This is a genomic window from Microbispora sp. H10836, from assembly GCF_012999525.1.
Lineage (GTDB): Bacteria > Actinomycetota > Actinomycetes > Streptosporangiales > Streptosporangiaceae > Microbispora.
Map to the genome: position 1 here is coordinate 196,361 of NZ_JABBWU010000011.1, position 18,492 is coordinate 214,852.

18 protein-coding genes are annotated in these 18,492 nt (G+C 71.2%); 6 read left to right on the plus strand and 12 right to left on the minus strand.

Features of this window, described 5'->3' with window-relative positions:
- Positions 1-35 precede the first annotated feature (35 nt).
- From HHX30_RS21415 to HHX30_RS21425, 3 genes are read right to left on the minus strand one after another with little or no spacing between them, the layout of a single operon-like run.
- A complete protein-coding gene (locus HHX30_RS21415; protein ID WP_169983742.1) occupies positions 36-938 on the minus strand; it encodes a carbohydrate ABC transporter permease in 903 nt (300 codons plus the stop codon).
- 2 nt (positions 939-940) lie between these two features.
- Positions 941-1,855 (minus strand): carbohydrate ABC transporter permease, encoded by a 915-nt coding sequence (locus HHX30_RS21420; RefSeq protein WP_169983743.1) that lies wholly within the window; start codon positions 1,853-1,855, stop codon positions 941-943.
- Between the two features lie 2 nt (positions 1,856-1,857).
- On the minus strand, positions 1,858-3,222 hold the full coding sequence (locus tag HHX30_RS21425; protein WP_310741759.1) for an extracellular solute-binding protein: 1,365 nt from the start codon (positions 3,220-3,222) through the stop codon (positions 1,858-1,860).
- Between the two features lie 339 nt (positions 3,223-3,561).
- Between HHX30_RS21425 and HHX30_RS21430 the strand changes: the two genes are divergently transcribed.
- The 3 genes from HHX30_RS21430 (at position 3,562) to HHX30_RS21440 (ending at position 8,116) form a co-directional block, all read left to right on the plus strand.
- Entirely contained in the window at positions 3,562-5,997 is a 2,436-nt protein-coding gene (locus HHX30_RS21430; RefSeq protein ID WP_169983744.1) for a glycoside hydrolase family 3 N-terminal domain-containing protein, read from the plus strand.
- Positions 5,981-7,006, plus strand: a complete 1,026-nt coding sequence (locus HHX30_RS21435; RefSeq protein ID WP_169983745.1) for a LacI family DNA-binding transcriptional regulator — start codon at positions 5,981-5,983, stop codon at positions 7,004-7,006. The genes HHX30_RS21430 and HHX30_RS21435 overlap by 17 nt, the downstream gene beginning before the upstream one ends.
- 168 nt (positions 7,007-7,174) lie before the next feature.
- Positions 7,175-8,116 (plus strand): AraC family transcriptional regulator, encoded by a 942-nt coding sequence (locus HHX30_RS21440; protein WP_211592305.1) that lies wholly within the window; start codon positions 7,175-7,177, stop codon positions 8,114-8,116.
- Positions 8,117-8,131: 15 nt separating this feature from the next.
- Here the strand turns inward: HHX30_RS21440 and HHX30_RS21445 are convergent, their stop codons facing one another.
- The 4 genes from HHX30_RS21445 to HHX30_RS21460 all read right to left on the minus strand — a co-directional run bounded on the left by HHX30_RS21445 (position 8,132) and on the right by HHX30_RS21460 (position 10,403).
- On the minus strand, positions 8,132-8,572 hold the full coding sequence (locus HHX30_RS21445; RefSeq protein WP_211592306.1) for an ATP-binding protein: 441 nt from the start codon (positions 8,570-8,572) through the stop codon (positions 8,132-8,134).
- 171 nt (positions 8,573-8,743) lie between these two features.
- Complete coding sequence (locus HHX30_RS21450; RefSeq protein WP_169983747.1) at positions 8,744-9,154, minus strand: MerR family transcriptional regulator; 411 nt, start codon at positions 9,152-9,154, stop codon at positions 8,744-8,746.
- A gap of 319 nt (positions 9,155-9,473) precedes the next feature.
- Positions 9,474-9,701, minus strand: coding sequence for a hypothetical protein (locus HHX30_RS21455; protein WP_169983748.1), 228 nt, complete (start codon positions 9,699-9,701; stop codon positions 9,474-9,476).
- Between the two features lie 225 nt (positions 9,702-9,926).
- A complete protein-coding gene (locus tag HHX30_RS21460) occupies positions 9,927-10,403 on the minus strand; it encodes a MarR family winged helix-turn-helix transcriptional regulator (RefSeq protein ID WP_169983749.1) in 477 nt (158 codons plus the stop codon).
- A 52-nt stretch (positions 10,404-10,455) separates the two neighbouring features.
- Between HHX30_RS21460 and HHX30_RS21465 the strand changes: the two genes are divergently transcribed.
- A complete protein-coding gene (locus HHX30_RS21465) occupies positions 10,456-10,821 on the plus strand; it encodes a VOC family protein (protein ID WP_169983750.1) in 366 nt (121 codons plus the stop codon).
- A 168-nt stretch (positions 10,822-10,989) separates the two neighbouring features.
- Here the strand turns inward: HHX30_RS21465 and HHX30_RS21470 are convergent, their stop codons facing one another.
- From HHX30_RS21470 to HHX30_RS21490, 5 genes are all read right to left on the minus strand, one after another.
- Positions 10,990-11,610, minus strand: coding sequence for a hypothetical protein (locus tag HHX30_RS21470; RefSeq protein ID WP_169983751.1), 621 nt, complete (start codon positions 11,608-11,610; stop codon positions 10,990-10,992).
- A gap of 251 nt (positions 11,611-11,861) precedes the next feature.
- Complete coding sequence (locus tag HHX30_RS21475) at positions 11,862-12,590, minus strand: amino acid ABC transporter ATP-binding protein (RefSeq protein ID WP_169983829.1); 729 nt, start codon at positions 12,588-12,590, stop codon at positions 11,862-11,864.
- A gap of 53 nt (positions 12,591-12,643) precedes the next feature.
- Positions 12,644-13,552 carry an amino acid ABC transporter permease gene (locus HHX30_RS21480; RefSeq protein WP_169983752.1) on the minus strand — a complete coding sequence of 303 codons (909 nt, stop codon included), beginning with the start codon at positions 13,550-13,552 and terminating at the stop codon, positions 12,644-12,646.
- 1 nt (position 13,553) lies between these two features.
- Positions 13,554-14,510, minus strand: coding sequence for an ABC transporter substrate-binding protein (locus HHX30_RS21485; protein WP_169983753.1), 957 nt, complete (start codon positions 14,508-14,510; stop codon positions 13,554-13,556).
- A gap of 13 nt (positions 14,511-14,523) precedes the next feature.
- Positions 14,524-16,092: an amidohydrolase gene (locus HHX30_RS21490; RefSeq protein WP_169983754.1), complete on the minus strand. Its 1,569-nt coding sequence runs from the start codon at positions 16,090-16,092 to the stop codon at positions 14,524-14,526.
- A gap of 111 nt (positions 16,093-16,203) precedes the next feature.
- On the opposite strand from HHX30_RS21490, the gene HHX30_RS21495 reads away from it, so the two are divergent.
- Together HHX30_RS21495 and HHX30_RS40765 are read left to right on the plus strand one after the other, a co-directional pair.
- Positions 16,204-17,079, plus strand: coding sequence for a LysR family transcriptional regulator (locus tag HHX30_RS21495; protein ID WP_169983755.1), 876 nt, complete (start codon positions 16,204-16,206; stop codon positions 17,077-17,079).
- Between the two features lie 189 nt (positions 17,080-17,268).
- Positions 17,269-18,492 carry an amidase gene (locus HHX30_RS40765; RefSeq protein ID WP_211592307.1) on the plus strand — a complete coding sequence of 408 codons (1,224 nt, stop codon included), beginning with the start codon at positions 17,269-17,271 and terminating at the stop codon, positions 18,490-18,492.

The following is an 18,492-nucleotide window of genomic DNA, read 5'->3' on the forward strand; positions in this document are numbered from 1 at the left end:
CGCCTGTACGGCGGAGAGTGAGACCGCTGCCCGGCCTACTTGCCGAAACCGGCGGTCAGACCGCTGAGCAGCTGACGGCGGCCGACCGTGTAGAGGATCAGCATCGGCAGGATGGTCAGCACGACGGAGGCGAGCACGGCGGGCACGTTGACGCCGTACGGTCCCCCCTGGAACGCCGCCAGCGCCAGCGGCAGCGTGCGCTTGTCGGGGCTCTGGGTGAGGATCAGCGGCAGCAGGAACCCGTTCCAGACCTGCAACGCGTTGTAGATCGACACCGTCACCACGGCGGGCCGCGTGAGGGGGAAGGCCAGGCCCCACAGCGTCTTCCACTCGGTCGCGCCGTCGAGCCGCATCGACTCGAACAGCTCCTTCGGCACGTCCCTGATGAAGTTGGACAGCACCAGCACCGACAGCGGGATCGCGAAGGCGATCGACGGCAGGATCAGCGCCGTCAGCGAGTCGTAGAGCTGCATCTTGATGATCAGCAGGTAGACGGGGATCACCGTCGCCTGCAGGGGGATGGCCAGGCCCATGAGGAACAGCGAGTTGACCCCGCGCAGGAAGCGGTTGGCGCCACTGCTCCGGACGATCGCGTACGCCGCCATGAACGAGAACAGCACCGACGGGATCACCGTGCCGATGGCGACGACGATGCTGTTCAGGAAGTACAGCGGGAAGTCCATCTCGATCACGAGCCGGTAGTTGTCCAGCGTCGGATCGGCGGGTGGCGCGAACGGGTTGGTCAAGTAGTAGTTGGACTGCGTCTTCAGACTGGTGACCACGATCCAGTAGATCGGGATGATCACCACGGCCAGCCACAGCCAGCTCACCAGCCCACCCAGCCAGTTCGGGCGCTGCCGGCTCTTCGCCGGATGGCGTCCGTGCGCCCCGGACGTGGCGGGGCGCTTGGCCGCCCTCGAGGTGTGGGTCGTGGTCACGGTCAGACCCCTTCCAACTGACTGGCGTAGGGGTCGCGGCCGCCGATACGGCGTAGCAGCAGCGCCAGAGCGAGGCCCACGAGGACGAGGATGACACCGATCACACAGGCCGCTCCCATGAGGTTGGCCTGGAAGCCGCGCTTGTACATGTCCAGGGCGAGCGCGCGGGTTGCGTCGCCGGGACCGCCCTCGGTCAGCACGAAGATCAGGTCGAAGAAGGTCAGGGAGCCGACGAGCATCAGCGTCGAGGACGTGATGATCGTGTACTTGAGCTGCGGCAGCGTGATGCTGAAGAACATGCGGACGCGCCCCGCCCCGTCCAGCTCCGCGGCCTCGTAGAGCGAACGCGGAATCTGCCGAACGCCGCCCTGGTAGAGGAGCGAGTGGAACGGGATGTACTGCCACGACACCACGAAGATCACGACGCCGAAGGCGAGGCCGGGCTCGCCGAGCCAGTCCTGGGTGAGGAAGTCGAGGCCCAGCCCGGCGCCGAGCCCGAAGTTCGGGTCGAGCAGCGCCTTGAAGGTGATCGCGATGGCCGCGGAGCTGAGCAGCAGCGGGATGAAGTACAGCACCGCGAGCAGCTCGCGGTAGCGCTGGCGGCCCGCCAGGAACACCCCGATCAGGATGCTGGCCGGGGTCTGGAAGGCCCAGGAGAGCAGCATGATCAGGAACGTCACCCACAGCGCGTGGGGCAGGCCGGGGTCGGTGAGTACGGATTTCCAGCTCTCGAGCCCGGTCAGCTGGATCTCGCCCAGCGTGTCCCAGGACGTGAAGCTGAGCAGCAGGACCCCGATGAGCGGAATCAGCGCGAAAACGGCGAAGGCCACCAGGGCCGGCAGGGCCAGCCATGGCAGGACGCCGCCGCCGCGCGTGGCGGCGGCGGACGACGTCCTTCGAGCGGAGATAGCCGACATGTTTACTTACCGATGACCGCGTTCATGTTCGAGGCGAACTGCTGCGGCGTGATCGACAGCTGGAACAGCTTGGCGATGTTGTCGAGCAGCACCTCGGCCGCGGTCGGGCTGAGCGCCTGGTCCCACGACTGGGCGAAAACCTTCGCGTTGCTGGCGACGCCGTAGACGAAGTTCAGGAACTCGGCGTCCTTGGAGCCGGCGAACAGCTTGTCGGAGCCCTTGACGATCGGCACGCCGCCGGTCTCGACCCACTGCTTCTGCTCTTCGTCGTCGAGCACGCCGCTGGCGAAGAACTTCTTGGCGATCTCCTTCTCCTCGGGCGTCGCCTTGGAGGAGATCGACAGGTACTGGCCGGGGTTGCCGACGGTGTTGCTCGGGTCGCCCTTGCCGCCGTCGACACCCGGGAAGTTCATCCAGCCGAGGCCGCCGCTGGAGACGATGTCGCCGCCCTGCTCCTGCTGGATGCCGTACGACCAGCTGCCGTGCAGCATCATCGCGGCCTTGCCGGTGTACAGCAGCGCCTGGTCGGCGTTGGAGTCGGCGGTGACGGAGGAGAAGCCCTTGATGAAGCCGTTGGCCTTGATGAGCTCCTGCATCTTGGTCAGGGCCTCGATGGAGGCGGGGTTGTTCCAGGCGTCCTTCTCGCCGTCGAAGACGGCCTGGAACACCTCGGGACCGCCGATGCGGTCGAAGAGGAACTCCAGCCACATCATGTTCGTCCAGCGCGACTGGCCGGCCAGCGAGAAGGGCGCGATCCCCGCGGCGTTGAACTTCTTCACCAGCTCTAGGATGTCGCCGTACGACTGCGGCGGCTGGACGCCGACCTTCTCGAAGACCCTCTTGTTGTAGAACAGCACGATCGGCTGCACGGTCTCGCAGGGCATCGCGTAGATCTTGCCGTCGATCGTCGCGGCGCCGAAGGCGCCGGGGAACAGCCGGTCCTTCACGGCGGCGTTCTCGCCGAACCACGAGGTGAGGTCCTCGACCTGGCCGGCCTGCACGTAGCTGCGCAGACCGCCGCCGCCCCAGCCCCAGATGATGGTGGGCGCCTGGTTCGCGCCGATCGCGGTCTTGATCTTCGTCTTGTACGCGTCGTTCTGGATCGTGGTGATCGCGATCTGGCCGTTGGGGTTGGCCTTGTTGAACCGCTCGACGGCCGCGGTGCGGGGGGCCTCACCGGGCGGGCCCTGGAGGAACCAGTAGCTGGCCTTGCCCCCGCCGCCGCCGTTGCCGCCGGCGGCGCCGCCCGAGGCACCTCCGCCGGACGGAGCCGGGCCGGACGTGCCGCAGGCCGCTAACGCGGCACCGAGGGGAAGGCCCATCGAAAGGCTGAGGAAGTTGCGGCGGGATGGTGTCCTGGACTCCACGCTGATCTCCGTACGTCGAATGCCGAGGCTGGCCGCGGCTCATTGAAAACGACTCGGACGCGGCGGGGGGCGATGTGGATCGGCACCCCGGTGCCACTGTCCACTCCTTCTTGAATTCAGCTCGTTTCGAAACATTTCGACACAAGCCGCGTGGCACGCCAATCTAGATTTGCGGTACCTCAGTGTCAAGAGCGCTCTCACGACCCCTCCAGCTCAGCGTGAGGCGTGTGTAAAGTACCGGCGAACAGGCGTCTACCGGGTGATCTTGATCAGACTGAAACAACGAGACCGAAATCGCCGCAGACGCCGAAATGTTTCGAAACTTCTTGAGGAGAGCAGATGACGGCCCCAGATCGGACGCACACGGCGGACGGGACGCTCCGGGCGTGGCAGGACCCGGCACTTCCCGTGGCCGACCGGGTCGAGGCCCTCCTCGCGGAAATGACCCTTGAGGAGAAAATCGGCCAGCTCGGCAGCCGGTGGATCGGGAACGACATGCAGCCCGAGCAGGAGGTGGAGCCTGACGGCGCGCACAACGTCGCCCCGATGCAGGACGTTTTCGCCGCCGCCGGAACGGTGCCGATCGAGGAGGCGGCACGTCACGGTCTCGGGCATCTGACGCGGGTTTTCGGCAGCACTCCGGTGACCGCGGCGCAGGGCGCGGCGGAGGTCGTGCGGCTGCAGCAGGAGGTGGTGAAGCACTCCCGCCTCGGCATCCCGGCGCTGGTTCACGAGGAGTGCCTGACCGGTTTCACCACTTATGGAGCGACCGTCTACCCGGCCGCCATCGCCTGGGGTGCGACGTTCGACCCCGAACTGGTGGAGCGGATGGCCTCCGCCATCGGGCGGGACATGCGCGCCGTGGGCGTCCACCAGGGACTGTCGCCGGTGCTGGACGTGGTGCGCGACTACCGCTGGGGCCGGGTCGAGGAGACGATCGGCGAGGATCCGTACCTCGTCGCGACGCTCGGCGCCGCCTACGTGCGCGGCCTGGAGCGCGCCGGGGTCATCGCCACGCTCAAGCACTTCGCCGGCTACTCCGCCTCCCGCGCGGCCCGCAACCACGGCCCGGTGCCCATGGGCAGGCGCGAGCTGATGGACATGATCCTGCCGACGTTCGAGACCGCCATCGCCGAGGGCGGCGCCCGTTCGGTCATGAACTCCTACTCCGACGTGGACGGCGTCCCCGCCGCCGCCGACCCGTGGCTGCTGACCGAGGTGCTGCGCGACGAGTGGGGGTTCACCGGGACGGTCGTGTCGGACTACTGGGCGATCGCGTTCCTCGCGAAGATGCACCAGGTCGCCGCGGACCACGAGGAGGCCGGGGTGCTCGCGCTGACCGCGGGCCTCGACGTCGAACTGCCCGACACGCTCGGCTTCGGCCAGCACCTGGCCGAGCGGGTGCGGCGGGGTGAGCTGCCGGAGTCGCTGATCGACCGGGCCGCGCGCCGCCTGCTCACGCAGAAGGTGGAGCTCGGGCTGCTCGACCCGGACTGGACGCCGGAGAAGTCGGTGGCCGGCGCGGACGCCGTGGACCTCGACTCGCCGGACAACCGGGCGCTGGCCCGGGAGCTGGCCGAGCGGTCGATCGTGCTGCTCGACGCCGGAACCGCGCTGCCGCTGCTGGACGAGGGGCGGACCGGACCGCGGCGGCTGGCGGTGGTCGGGCCCTGCGCCGACGACCCCCGCACGTTCATGGGCTGCTACGCCTTCCCCAACCACGTGCTGCCCCGCTACCCCGGGCTCGGGCTGGGCCTGGAGGCCCCCAGCCTGCTCGACGCGCTGCGGGCCGAGCTGCCGGACGCCGAGATCGTCCACGAGCGGGGCTGCGACTGGCGGGACGAGGACCGCTCCGGCTTCGACGCCGCGATCCGGGCGGCTCGCGAGTCCGACCTGTGCGTGGCCGTCGTCGGCGACCTGGCCGGGCTGTTCGGCAACGGCACCTCCGGCGAGGGCTGCGACGTCGAGGACCTGCGGCTGCCCGGGGCGCAGGAGGACCTGCTGATCGAGCTGGCCGCCACCGGGACGCCGGTCGTGGTGGTCGTCGTGTCGGGCCGGCCGTACGCGCTGGGGCGGGTGCGCGACCGGGCCGCCGCGCTCGTCCAGGCGTTCATGCCGGGCGAGGAGGGCGGGGCGGCCATCGCCGGCGTCCTGTCCGGCCGGGTGCAGCCCGGTGGGAAGCTGCCGGTGCAGATCCCGCGGACCCCGGGCGGACAGCCGGGCACCTACCTGCAGCCGCCGCTCGGCTCCGACAGCCACGGCATCAGCAACCTCGACCCGACGCCGCTGTTCCCGTTCGGCCACGGCACGTCCTACACGACGTTCGAGGTCGACGACCTGGAGATCAGCGGCGACGAGGTGCCCACCGACGGGGAGTTCACCGTGTCGGTGCGCGTGCGCAACACCGGCGGCCGGGCGGGCGAGGAGGTCGTCCAGCTCTACCTGCACGACGTGCTCGCCCAGGTGACCCGGCCGGTGCGGCAGCTCGCCGGGTTCGCCCGGGTGCGCCTGGAGCCCGGCGAGAGCGCGCGGGCGACCTTCGCGGTGCACGCGGACAGGACCGCCTTCACCGGCCGCGACCTGCGCCGCATCGTCGAGCCCGGAGACGTCGAGGTGTTCGTCGGAACCTCCGCGTCGGACCTGCCGTGCCGGGGCCGCGTACGGCTGACCGGCCCGCTGCGCCAAGTCGGCCGCGGCCGGCGGCTGGTCACCCCCGCGGAGGTACGCCCGGCGGCGGGTCCCGAGCAGGGAGGAACAGATGCCGCCCAGTCGTAGGCGGGCCACTCTCGCCACGGTCGCGGCCTCCGCGGGGGTGTCGGTCGCGACCGTGTCGAAGGTGCTGAACGGCCGCAGCGACGTCGCGCCGGAGACCCGTTCCCTGGTGCTGTCGCTGCTGGAGCAGCACGACTACGTCGCGCCGCCGCAACGCCGGGGCGAGCCCGCGCCCGACACGATCGAGGTGGAGTTCGACGCGGACCTCAACGCGTACTCCACCGAGATCGTCCAGGGTGCGGTGCAGGCCGGGGCCGATCTCGACGTGGCGGTCGTGGTGAGCATCCGGCGCAACGCCGACCGCACCGCGGGGTGGGCGCGCGAACTGGTCGCGGCCGGACGGCGGGCGCTGGTCGCCGTCACCGGCGAACTGACCTCCGGGCAGCTCGCCGCGCTGGCCCGGGCGCGGCTGCCCCTGGTCGTGATCGACCCGCTGAACCTGCCGCGGACCCGGGTGATCAGCGTCGGCTCGACGAACTTCGCCGGTGGCCTGGCCGCGACGCAGCACCTGCTCGCGCTGGGGCACCGGCGTGTCGCCTACCTGGGCGGCCCGACCACCGCGACCTGCAACCAGGCGCGGTTGCACGGCTACCGGGCCGCCATGGAGGCCGTGGACGCGCCCGTCCTGCCCGGGTACGTACGGACGGGGCACTTCCACTACCACGACGGCCTGGCGGGCGGGGCCGCGCTGCTGGACCTGCCCGAGGCGCCCACGGCGGTCTTCGCGGGCTGTGACGACATCGCGCTCGGCGTGCTGGAGGCGGCCAGGGAGCGGGGGCTGCGTGTGCCGGAGGACCTGAGCATCGTCGGTTTCGACGACACCCAGATCGCCCGGATGGCCTCACCGCCCCTGACCACCGTGCGGCAGCCGCTGCGGGAGATGGGGGCCGTCGCGGTGCGTACGGCGCTGCGCCTGGCGGCCGGGGAACGGATCGAGTCCCACCACGTCGAGCTCGCCACGGAGCTCGTGGTGCGCGGCTCGACCGCCCCCGCCGCTCCCATGGGCCGGTAGGCCCGACGAGGCGATCACCCGGCCCGGTTCTCACCGCGGCCGCGTTCCGTCCGCGTGGCCGCGCACATAGGCTTGTTTCGCGCCCGCCACCTGCGGGAACGGGGGGCCTGCCCAACTCGGGGAGGCGATATGGCCGAACAGTCGCTACCACTCGCCACGCACCGGCGAATGCGCACGCACGACGTCGACGAGGCCCGTACGCGGGTCGGTGCCGAACTCGGCGTCCACGGGCTGCGCCCGGTGGACCCGGGCATCCGGCTCGACGCCTGCCTCAACGGACTGACCTTCGACGGGGTCGCGCTCTACTCGCTCGGCTACGGCACGGAGGTGCTGATCACGCCGCAGCCGCTGGACGAACACCTGCTCGTCGAGATCCCTCTGGTCGGCGCCGCCGAGGTGTGCCACGGCCGCGAACGGATCGTGTCGACGCCCGAGTTCGCCTCCGTACTGTCGCTGACGCGGCCCGTGTCCATGCGCTGGGCCTCCGGGCACGCTCAGCTGGTCGCCCGATTCGACCGGGCCACGATCGAGGCCCACCTCGGCAAGCTCATGGGGCGGACGCCGCGCAGGCCGCTCACCTTCTCCCTCGGCATGGACCTGACCCGGCCTCCCGCACGGTCCTGGCTCTCGGTCGTCGACCTGCTGAGGCGGGAGGCGGAGACCGGCGGCGCCATGCTGGAGCAGCCCGTCGCGGTCAGGCAGCTGGAGGGGCTGCTGATGACGCAGTTGCTGCTGGCCCAGCCCAGCAACTACAGCGAGGCGCTGACGGAAGGTCAGTCCCGTGTCGCGCCGACGGCCGTGCGGCGGGCCGTGGACCTGATCGAGGCGCACGCCGCGGAGCCGCTCACCGTGGAGGAGATCGCCGAGGCCGTGGGCGTCGGCGCGCGGGCGCTTCAGGAGGGCTTCCGGCGCCATCTGGAGACGACGCCCATGAGTTACCTGCGGGAGGTGCGCCTCGAGCGGGTCCATGCCGAACTCACGGTGCGGGACCCGGGCACCACCATGGTCACCGACGTCGCCTATCGCTGGGGGTTCGCCCACCTGGGACGGTTCGCTCTCGCCTATCGCCGGCGTTTCGGGGAGTCTCCCTCGGAGACCCTGCGTCGCTGAAGGCGGACGTACGGCTCAGCGGGCCGGCAGGTCCGCCCACCACGTGGTGGCGCCGGAGGAACGGGTCAGGGAGCCGTGCCGGATGGCGAGGGCGTCGACGACGACGCCGCCGCGCCCGCTCTCGTCCGGAGACGGCTCGGTCCCCGGCCACACCGGCGCCGACCCGGCGTCGGTGACCTCGACCCGGATGACCGGGCGGTCGCCGTCGGCGTAGACGAAGAGCCGGAGCTCGGCCGGCGGCATGGCGTGGAGGACGGCGTTGGTGACCATCTCGGAGATCACCAGAATGGCCTCCTGCGCGGCGGGCTCAGGCGTTCCCCAGGCCGCCAGCACGCCGAGCGCACGTCGCCGCACGCCGCTGACCGCCTGAGGAGAGTGCGGCACCGGACACGTGTACACGGAAGTGACCGCCTCGGCCGCGGAGGCGTCCATACGGTCCATGGTCTGCGCGTTCATCGTGTAGTGCTCCTTGGTCACCATCGGGCGGAACTCACGTGGAGAAGCGCTCCTACGCTCCGCACGCGGCACGCCATACGGTCGGAAAGAGCGTCACTTATCGCAGGCTATGCGGGCCGGCCGAGGGCCCGCTATCCCCAAGGCGAGGGCGGGTATCCGTATAACGCACCATTACCCGGACGCCGCGCGGACGGCCGCGGCCCTAGGGGCGTCGACCCGCTGGCGGCGGAGCTGCTCGGCGAACTCCCTGGCCATCGCGAGCTGCTCGCGCAGCCTGTCGGCGCGTTCGGCCACCGCCTTCTCGAACAGCCGCAACCGGGCGAGCAGACCGGCGTCGTCGTCGCCACGGGTGAGCCGGTCGGTGATCTCCAGCAGGTCGCGCATCTCCTCCAGCGTGAAACCCAGCGGCTTCATCCGCTTGATCAGCGCCAGGCGCTGCACGTCCTCCTCGCTGTAGAGGCGGAAGCCCCCCTGCGTGCGGGCGGGCACGATCAGGCGGACCTCCTCGTAGTGGCGGATGGTGCGCAGGGACAGCCCGAGCCGTTCGGCGACCTCGCCGATCCGCACCAGACCTTCAGGCATCGCTCCGCTCACCCTTCCTGCCCCCGCGGTCGCCGCGCGTGCGCGGTGCCGCCGTCTCCCCTCGCGTGAGGGATCTGTTCCGCGGCACGGCCCGCTGAACGCCTCGGTGACCATACCTCTCGCCGGGAGTTCGCGTGCCGCATCCCACCGCGACGGCGCGCCCAGCGAGGGGGAAGGGGCCGGGCGGGCCGTGCGGTGGCGTTGACGCCTGCGATGGGCGGCACGCGGCGAAGCGGAGTCCCACCGCAAGCGGGGCAGACTCTACTCTCACGGAAGGTTAGAGAGCAATGACGGCCGTGGCCGGGGATGAGCGTCCCGGTCAGTAGGCGCTGGGCCGCGGTCTCTCGATGTTCCAGGTCACCGTGCCGTCCGCCTGGACGCACCGTCGGCGGACCCGGGTGACCAGTTGGGTCGGCACTTGGAGCGCCGCCACCCAGGACCCGTTCCTGCTCCTCTCGAAACAGACGTTGTCGCCGTTGACGACGACGCGGTCGGCCGTGAGGGTGCGCTGAAACCCGCTGTACATCCTGACGCGGTAGACGGACATCGTCCTCCCTCTTCGCGTGCGGTCTCCGGTGCCGGCGGACCGCCGCGGAGGAAGCTCCCGTGCGGGCCGCCCTGGATCCCCGGCCTCCCGGTGGCCACGACGCGGGGCGTGGGGTGCCGCGGCACGGCGGCGCGTCGGCCGGGAGAACCACGTGACCAGCATCACCCTACTCTGACGTCAGAGTAGGCGAATCCCGAGGGCCAGGCCCCGGGGAAGGCGGCCGCGCTAGCGCTTCCGGCGTTCCGCGTCGGCGGCCGCCCGGCCGTTCAAGGCGTCGGTCATCCGCTCCAGGTGGCCCAGCAGGAGCTCGGCCTGCTCCGCGTCGAGGTGGGCGGTCATCCGCCGTTCGATCTCGAGCACGTCGCCGCGCGCGGCGCCGAGCCGGGCTCTGCCTTCCGCCGTGAGTGTGGTGGGCAGGGCTCTGCCCTGCGGCGCGGACGCCGGCCGTTCGACCAGTCCGGCGTCCTCCAGGTTGCGGAGCAGCACGTTCATCGACTGCCGGGTGACGAAGGCACCCCTGGCCAGCTCGGCGTTGGACAGTCCGGGCCGCTGGTCGAGCAGTTCCAGGCAGGCGTACTGCGGAGTGGTCAGGTCGTGGCGGCGCAGCGCGGCGTCCATGGCCGAGCGCAGCGCCGCCTGAACCCTCTTCAGCTGGTAGCCCACCAGGCGGCCGAGGTCCGTGCCATCGCTCTCTTGCTCCATGTCAGCATTCTGACATACAGTCCTATGTCAAATCCCTGACATCGGAGGAATCATGACCGTCACCGGAGTGGACTTCGTGGCGTTGCAGGTGCGCGACCTGGGGGCCGCGGCCGCGTTCTACGAGAAGCGCCTCGGGCTGCGGCGCGACCCCGCCGGCCCGCCGCACGCCGTGGTGTTCGCCACCACGCCCATCCCGTTCGCGGTGCGCGAGCCGCTGCCCGGCGTCGACCTGGAGGCGGCCCCGCGTCCCGGCCTCGGGGTGGCGCTGTGGTTCAAGGCCGACGACGCCCAGCGGCTCCACGACGAGCTCGCCGCGGCCGGGGTGCCGATCGTGTCCGCGCCGGTCGACGGGCCGTTCGGCCGGACGTTCTCCTTCAGCGACCCTGACGGGTACGTGGTCACCGTCCACGACAGGTGAACGGGGCCACGCGGGACGTGACGGGCGTTCAGCCCGCCGCCGCCCCGCGTGGACCCCGTAGCGCACTCTCCCGCTCTCGCGTACCCCGGGAATCCGATCCCATGCACGGCCGGACATGCCGGTGCCCACCCCCAGGGGGCTGGGGGTGGGCGCCGGAGTCGGTGGGGGTTACTTGAGGATCGGGAGGCGGCGGACCAGCGGGGTGGCGGCCCAGACCCTGCCGAGCCCGAGGGTGGTGCCGGCGCCCGCCAGAGCCAGGCCGATCAGGACGATGGCGTAGACGATGTGCTCGTCCATGAAGGGGTTGGTGGTCAGGGGGAGTTCGGCGGCCCACATCAGGAGCAGGAGCAGGGTGCCGGTGGTGGCGGCGATGCGCATGCCGATGCCGAGGATGAGTGCGGTGCCGATGCCGGCCAGGCCGGTCATGAACAGCCAGTCGACCCAGGGTTGTCCGGCGAGGGTGTTGAACAGGCCGCCGAAGGTGTTGTCGGCGGTGCCCTTGAGGAAGCCGGTGGTGGGGCTGCCACCGTTGATCCAGGCCTTGGCGGCGGGAGTGGCGAAGCCGAAGCCGAACATCTTGTCCAGGAAGGCCCACAGGAACACCCAGCCGATGGCGACGCGGGCGGCGGCCCAGGCGTACCGGGCGGGGCCGGCGGTCGTCCGGGGCGCGGTGCCGGCGGCGGGGGTCGTCTCGGTGTGCGCGCGGGGGGCGGGGACGGTGACCGCGGCGGCGGGAGCGGCGTCGTAGAGGCGGTGCTTCCTCTGGTTGCGCCCTTCGATGGTGGCCATGACCGGCCCCTTTCAACGTGTTCGCGTCTTTGCTCTCTCTTTGACACCTCAAGCAAACCGCGATCACCGGCCCTGCCACAGGAGCCGTACGGCACGCCGCGTCCGCCCCGAAGTCCCCGTGATCGTGGGACTTTCGGCCCGACTGCGGCCTGCGGCGAGCGTTCCGTCTCCGATGGATGGTCCTGGTCCGCCGGTGGACCACCCATCGGCGACTCCGCCGGCCGGCTGCCGAACGCCTCAGGGGCCGACTCTCACTGGACGCTGGACAGGAACGCGCGGGTGCGCTCGTGCTCCGGGGCGGCGAGAAGGTCGCGGGGACGGCCCTCCTCGACGACCACGCCGTCGGCGAAGAAGGTCAGCCGGTCGCCGACCTCCCGGGCGAAGGCGATCTCGTGGGTCACCACGACCATCGTCATCCCCTCGGCGGCCAGGCCCTTCATGACCTCGAGCACCTCGTCCACCAGCTCGGGGTCGAGGGCGGAGGTCGGCTCGTCGAACAGCATCAGGGTGGGCTTCATCGCCAGCGCCCTCGCGATGGCCACCCGCTGCTGCTGGCCGCCGGAGAGCTGGTGGGGCCGCTTGTGCGCGTGGTCGGCCAGGCCCACGCGGTCCAGGTGCTCCATCGCCAGCGTCCGTGCCCGGTCCTGGGACATGCCCAGCACGTGGACGGGCCCGCACGCGACGTTCTCCAGCGCGCTCTGGTGGGCGAACAGGTTGAACCGCTGGAACACCATGCCGATGTTCCTGCGGAAGGCGGCGAACTCCTTCGGAGTCCAGGGGTGGTATCTGCCGTCGCGCAGCGTGTGGCCGACCTCCTCCCCGAGCACGCGCAGGCTGCCGCCCAGCACGGGCTCCAGACCGTTGACGCACCGCAGGAACGTGGACTTGCCCGAGCCCGACGGGCCGATGATGCAGCTCACCTCGCCGGGGGCCACCGTGAGGTTCACCCCATTGAGCACCTGCACGCCGTTGTAGCCCATCCGGACATCGGACGCGACCACGACCGGGGCCGCGCCGCGGTCCTTGCCGGCGCTCACGCGGCCACCTTCGGCAGGACCTTGGCCGCGACCCCGCCGCCGCGCACCAGGCGTACGGCGTCGGAGCCGAACCGGCGCTCCAGCCGCCCCTGCAGGAACGTCGCCACAGCGGTCATGAGCATGTACCAGATGCTCGCCACGATCAGCAGCTCCATGATCCGGTTGTTCGCCTTGTAGATCTGGCTGGCGTTGGTCATCAGGTCGTGCCCGGCGACGACGTACACCAGCGAGGTGGTCTTCAGCATGGAGATGAACTCGTTGCCGGTCGGCGGGATGATGATGCGCAGTGCCTGCGGCAGCACGATGACCCGCATCCGCTTGGCCGGCGTCATGCCCAGCGAGTACGCCGCCTCGGTCTGGCCCCGGTCCACCGCCTGGATCCCGGCGCGCACGGTCTCGGCGAAGTACGCCGCCAGGTTCAGCCCGAGCCCCAGCATGGCCGAGGTGAACCCGGTCATCACCTGGTTGGTGTCCCACTTGAGACCGATCGCCGTGAAGGGGATCTTGAGCACCAGTTCGGGGAAGAGGAACGCGAGGTTGTACCAGAAGATGAGCTGCACCAGCACCGGCGTGCCGCGGAAGAACCAGATGTAGAACGTGGCCAGCCCGCTCAGCACCGGATTCTGCGCCAGGCGCATGACCGCGACCAGGACGCCGAGCACCAGTCCGAGGGCCGTCGCCAGCACGGAGATCTCGATGGTGACCCAGACCCCGGACAGGATGCGCTCGTTGAACAGATACTCGGCGACCTTGTCCCAGTCCAGGCGCGGGTTGACCACCACCAGGTAGGCCAGCCAGCCGGCGACCACGAGCGCGACCGCCGCGGCGACCCAGCGGCCCCAGTGCCAGGCTCGGGCGACGGGGACCGGCGTGCCGGCCCCGTCGACGATGGGTTCGGTGCGCACCTCACTTACCGCCGTTGACCACGGCCGACTCGACGGCCAGTGCGTCCAGGTTCCAGGCCTTGAGAATGTTGCCGTACTCCCCGCTCTTGATGAGGGAGTCCAGTGCGCCCTTGACGGAGTCGATGAGCTCCTTGTTGTCCGGCCTCATCCCGATGCCCCAGGGGCTCGCGGTGCCGTCGAGGGTGATCGCCTCCATCTCGAGCTTGGGGTCGGCCGCCTTGTACGCGGCGACCACGTAGTCGGTGACGCTCGCCTGCGCACGGCCGTTGCTCACCTGGAGCATGGCCTCCGTGTCGCCGGGGAACTTCAGGATGTCCACGGCGGGCTTGCCGTCCTTCTTGCAGGCCTCGTCGTAGCTCTCGGCCAGGTCCATCGAGGAGCCGTTGTCGACGACGGAGACGGTCTTGCCGCACAGGTCCGCGGGCCCGGTGATGCCCGCCGAGTTGCCCTTCTTGACCAGCAGCGCGGCGCCGGCCTGCACGTAGTCGACGAACGTGACCTGCTCCTGCCGTTCCGGCGTGTCGCTCATCGAGGAGATGACGAAGTCGTAGCGGCCGGTGAGCACGCCGGGGATCTGCGAGTTGAACTCCTCGTCGGTGATGGTCACCTTGACGCCGAGCTTCCTCGCGATGGCGCGCGCCAGGGCGGGGTCGAAGCCGATCGCGGTCTTGCCGTCGCTCGCGAACAGCTCCATGGGCGGGTAGCCGATCGAGGAGACGACCTTGAGGCCGTTCGACTTCAGGCTCGCCGGCGCCTTGGCCGCGAGCTCCTGGTCGGGGGTGATGGCGTTGATGACGTCGGCCGCCTTCTCCTCGGCGGGGGCCTGGTCGAGCACGACGGCCGGCGGAGCCGAGGCCGCCGCGCCGGAGTCGTCGGCGTTCAGGGACTGGGCGCCGCAGGCGGCGGTCGCGGCGAGCAGGCCGCCGACGGCGAGCGTGGTGAGGATCCGGGTGTTCACAGGGGGTGCTCCTTCAGATTCGCCGCCAGCGGACCTCGCCGCCGACGACCGTGGTCAGAACCTTGGTGCGCAGCACCGCCTCGGGTGACTCCAGGTAGGGGTCGGTGTCCACTGCGATGAAGTCGGCGAGTCTGCCGGGCGTGAGGACGCCCTTGCGCTCCTCCTCGCCCGCGGCGTAGGCCGCGCCCAGGGTGTGGGCGGTGACGGCCTCGGCCATGCTCAGCCGCTGCTCCGGCTGCCACCCGCCGACGGGGGTGCCGTCGGTCCGGGTGCGGGTCACCGCGGCGTACAGCGCGGCGAAGGGGTTGGGGTGCTCGACGGGGGCGTCGGAGCCGAATGCCAGCGCCACGCCGACGTTGAGCATCCCCCGCCAGGCGTAGGAGGCCAGCTCGTGGCCGGCCAGCAGGTGGTCCACCAGGTCGATGTCGCTGGTGCAGTGCACGGGCTGCATCGAGGCGACGATGCCCAGCCGCGCCATCCGCGCCAGGTCGCCGGGCCGCAGGTGCTGGGCGTGCTCGATGCGGTGCCGCAGCCCCGGCGTCTGGCCGACCGCCTCGTACGCGTTGATGACCAGGTGGTTGGCCCGGTCGCCGATCGCGTGCGTCGCGACGGCGATGCCGGCTCCCGCCGCCCGGGAGAACAGCGCGACCAGTTCCTCGTACGGCGTGACGGCGATGCCATTGTTGCCGTGCTCGCCGGCGAAGGACTCGCTCATGTGGCAGGTGTGCGAACCCAGGGCGCCGTCGCTGAAGATCTTCACGGGGCCGGTGCGGACCCAGTCGTCGCCCTGCCCGGTGCGGCGGCCCTCGGCGATCGCCGCCTCCAGGTGGACCATCGGGATCGCCTTGTGGACGCGCAGCTTGAGCTCGCCCGCGTCGCGCAGCTGCAGGTAGGCGGCCCGGCAGTCCTCGCCGTCGATGTCGTGGACGCTGGTCAGGCCGAGCGCGAGCAGCTCATCCTGGGCCGCACGGAGCAGGTCGCGCAGGTCGGGGGAGACCATGAGGTCGCGCAGCGGGTACGAGGCCGCCTCGCGCAGGATGCCGGTGGGCTCTCCGTTCGCGTCCCTGACGATCTCGCCGCCCACGGGGTCCGGCGTGCCGGCGTCGATGCCGGCCAGCCGCAGCGCCGCCGAGTTGGCCCACACGGTGTGACCGTCCACGCTGGGCAGCGCGACCGGCAGGTCCGGGCACACGGAGTCGAGCGCGTACCGGTCCGGCTGGGCGGGCGGGTTCCAGGTGTTGCTGTTCCACCGTCCGCCGAACAGCCAGGCGCCCGGCCGCAGCCGCGCCGCGTGCGCGGCCACCGCGGCGAGGGCCTCGTCCAGGGACCGCACGTCGCGCAGGTCCACCGCGCCGAGGCTCTGGGCGTACTGCGCCGTGTGGATGTGCGCGTCGTAGAGGCCGGGGAGCACGGCTGCGCCGTCCAGGTCGATCAGCTCCGCGCCCGGGCCCGCGGCCTCGCGCACCTCCGCCTCCGTGCCGACGGCGAGCAGCGTCTCGCCGTCCACGGCCATGGCCTGGGCGGGTGGGGCGCCGCCGGCTCCCGTGTGGATGGCGGCGTTGCGGTACACGCGGATGCTCATGTGACCTTCAGAAGGATTCGGGAACGGTGGCCCATCACTGTAGAAGTGGCGAAAAGAAGTAGGAAGCGCTATAAACACGACATTTGGCAACCCTGAGAGCAAGGAACGCTAATGCTCAAGCCGGAACATCTCCGCACTCTGCGCGAGGTGGTACAGTTCGGCTCCTTCGCCGCCGCGGCGAACCGGCTGGGGTACACCTCGTCGGCCGTCTCCCAGCAGATGGCCGCGCTGGAACGGCAGATCGGCGTGCGCCTGTTCGAGCGGTCCGCGCACAGCGTGCTGCCCACCAACGCCGCCGAGGTGCTGGCCAGGCACGCGGCGGCCGTGCTCGACGACATGGAACGGATGATCGCCACCGTCCAGGCCGTGCACCGCAACAGCGAGCGGCGGATCCACCTGGGCATCTTCCCCAGCTTCGCCGATGTGCTGACCGGCGTGCTCGGGCGGATGGAGGACCGGGACCGGGCCGGCGTCAAGGTCGCCGTCGCCGAGTCCTCCCAGCTCATCCCGCGTCTCGGCGCCGGAGGCGAGATGGATGCGGCGATCGTCTACCAGGTGGGGAACTCCGGCCTCTCGTGGCCGTCGGCACTGGGCCGCCGCTGGATCGCCGAGGATCGCTACAAGATCGTCCTGCCCGCCGGGTGGTGCGACCTGGCGCCGTACCGGGCCGAGCAACTCGTCGATCTGCCGTGGATCACGCACCACCCGGGCAGCAGTGACGCCTCCTTCTTCGAGGGCGTGTTCGCGCGCTGGGGCCTGCACCCCAGGATCGCCGGCCACGCGGACGACTTCAAGATCACACTGAGGATGGTCGAGGCGGGAATGGGCGCCGCGTTCGTCCCTGACCTCGCGCTGCGCGGGCACGGCCCGGGCGTCGTGGTGGCCGACGTGCCGTGGCTGAACACCAGCCGCAGCATCTTCGCCCTCGCCCGCCCGGAGCGGGAGAGCGCCCGCCTGCTGTCCCTGCTGGACGCCCTGGCGGTCTGACCGTACGCGATGGGGGGTCGCCCCCGGTGAGGCGCGCGCCGGCTCGGCGAAGGCCTTCCGAGGTTCGACGTGAAACGGGAGATATGTCACCATTTGCCGGATCTCGGTGCGGCTGGTGACGACCCCGCCGCGCCGCCCCGCCGGACGGCTCCCCGCCGCCGGAGCAGGCGTTTGAGGAGGCCCCCGACCATGGAACGCGAGCCGGAGATCATCGGGTCCGCCGAGGCGGTCGCGGAACGCGACGCGGCGATCGCCCGGTCCGCCGAGGCGATCCGCCTGCACAGCGGGCACGCGATCCTCATCGAGGCCGGCGCCGAGCCGGTCATCGAACGGCTCGCCGGCCAGGAGCGTCCCGCGCCCGGCGTCCCGCCGGAGCTGTGGGCCTGGACCTTCGTCGTCAAGGACATGATCGACGTCGCCGGGCTCCCCACGACCCGCGGTTCCGCCCTGTACGGAAGCGAGGAGGCGCTGACCACCGCCCCCTGTGTCGAGGCGCTGGAACGCGCGGGGGCGCTGCTGGTCGGCAAGGCGAACCAGCACGAGTTCGCCTGGGGCGTCACCAGCGAGAACCCGCACTGGGGCGACGTGCGCAACCCGCGTCACCCGCACCTGTCCCCCGGCGGATCGAGCGGCGGCACGGCGGCGGCCCTCGCCGCCGGCATCGCCAGGTTCGGCCTCGGCACCGACACCGGCGGCTCCGTACGGATCCCGGCCGCCTGCTGCGGCGTGGTCGGCCTGCGGCCAAGAGCCGGCGCCGTCCCGTCCGGGGGAGTCGCGCCGCTCGCCCCCATGTTCGACGTCGTCGGGCCCATGACCACCTCGGTCGCCGACTGCGCCCACGTGTGGCGGGTGCTCTCCGGCGAGGCGGTCGAGCCGCCGGACTCGCTGGCGGGGCTGGTCGTCGGCGTCGCCGAGGGGTGCGCGCAGGCCGGGGAGTTCGCGGACCTCGGCGCCGAGGTCCGCGAGATCGCCCTGCCGTACGAGATCCTCCCGCCGTACTGGACGATCGTGGGCGCGCAGGCTCGCCGTACGCACGAGGCCACCTATCCGAGGGCGGCCGGGAGCTACAGCGAGGGGGTGCGGCGGAAGCTGGACGGCGCCGGCGGGATCGGCCACCGGGAGTACCGCCGGGCGGTCGAGGATCTCGACGCGGTCAGGGCCCGGTTCTCCGCGGAGATGTCCGGGATCGATCTCCTGATCACGCCGACGCTCGGTGGCCCCGCGCCCCGGCTCGGGTGCGACGAGGCCGCCGTACGCGGCGAGGTCGGCCGCGTCACCGCCGTCGTGTCCGCGCTCGGCCTGCCCGCGCTGGCGGTCGGCGACCTGCAGGTCGTGGGACGCCGCGAGGCGGACGTCCTGCGCGCCGGGCTCTGCCGGGAGGCGCGGGGCGGCGGCGTCCCCGAGCCACGCTGA

Excerpts from the sequence above, each read along its gene's own strand:
- HHX30_RS21420 (WP_169983743.1), bottom strand. The coding sequence starts at position 1,855 with ATGTCGGCTATCTCCGCTCGAAGGACGTCGTCCGCCGCCGCCACGCGC.
- HHX30_RS21440 (WP_211592305.1), top strand. The coding sequence starts at position 7,175 with ATGCGCACGCACGACGTCGACGAGGCCCGTACGCGGGTCGGTGCCGAA.
- HHX30_RS21490 (WP_169983754.1), bottom strand. The coding sequence starts at position 16,092 with ATGAGCATCCGCGTGTACCGCAACGCCGCCATCCACACGGGAGCCGGC.
- HHX30_RS21470 (WP_169983751.1), bottom strand. The coding sequence starts at position 11,610 with ATGGCCACCATCGAAGGGCGCAACCAGAGGAAGCACCGCCTCTACGAC.
- HHX30_RS21495 (WP_169983755.1), top strand. The coding sequence starts at position 16,204 with ATGCTCAAGCCGGAACATCTCCGCACTCTGCGCGAGGTGGTACAGTTC.
- HHX30_RS21445 (WP_211592306.1), bottom strand. The coding sequence starts at position 8,572 with ATGAACGCGCAGACCATGGACCGTATGGACGCCTCCGCGGCCGAGGCG.
- HHX30_RS21460 (WP_169983749.1), bottom strand. The coding sequence starts at position 10,403 with ATGGAGCAAGAGAGCGATGGCACGGACCTCGGCCGCCTGGTGGGCTAC.
- HHX30_RS21430 (WP_169983744.1), top strand. The coding sequence starts at position 3,562 with ATGACGGCCCCAGATCGGACGCACACGGCGGACGGGACGCTCCGGGCG.
- HHX30_RS21465 (WP_169983750.1), top strand. The coding sequence starts at position 10,456 with ATGACCGTCACCGGAGTGGACTTCGTGGCGTTGCAGGTGCGCGACCTG.
- HHX30_RS21450 (WP_169983747.1), bottom strand. The coding sequence starts at position 9,154 with ATGCCTGAAGGTCTGGTGCGGATCGGCGAGGTCGCCGAACGGCTCGGG.
- HHX30_RS21475 (WP_169983829.1), bottom strand. The coding sequence starts at position 12,590 with ATGGGCTACAACGGCGTGCAGGTGCTCAATGGGGTGAACCTCACGGTG.
- HHX30_RS21435 (WP_169983745.1), top strand. The coding sequence starts at position 5,981 with ATGCCGCCCAGTCGTAGGCGGGCCACTCTCGCCACGGTCGCGGCCTCC.
- HHX30_RS21455 (WP_169983748.1), bottom strand. The coding sequence starts at position 9,701 with ATGTCCGTCTACCGCGTCAGGATGTACAGCGGGTTTCAGCGCACCCTC.
- HHX30_RS40765 (WP_211592307.1), top strand. The coding sequence starts at position 17,269 with ATGGAACGCGAGCCGGAGATCATCGGGTCCGCCGAGGCGGTCGCGGAA.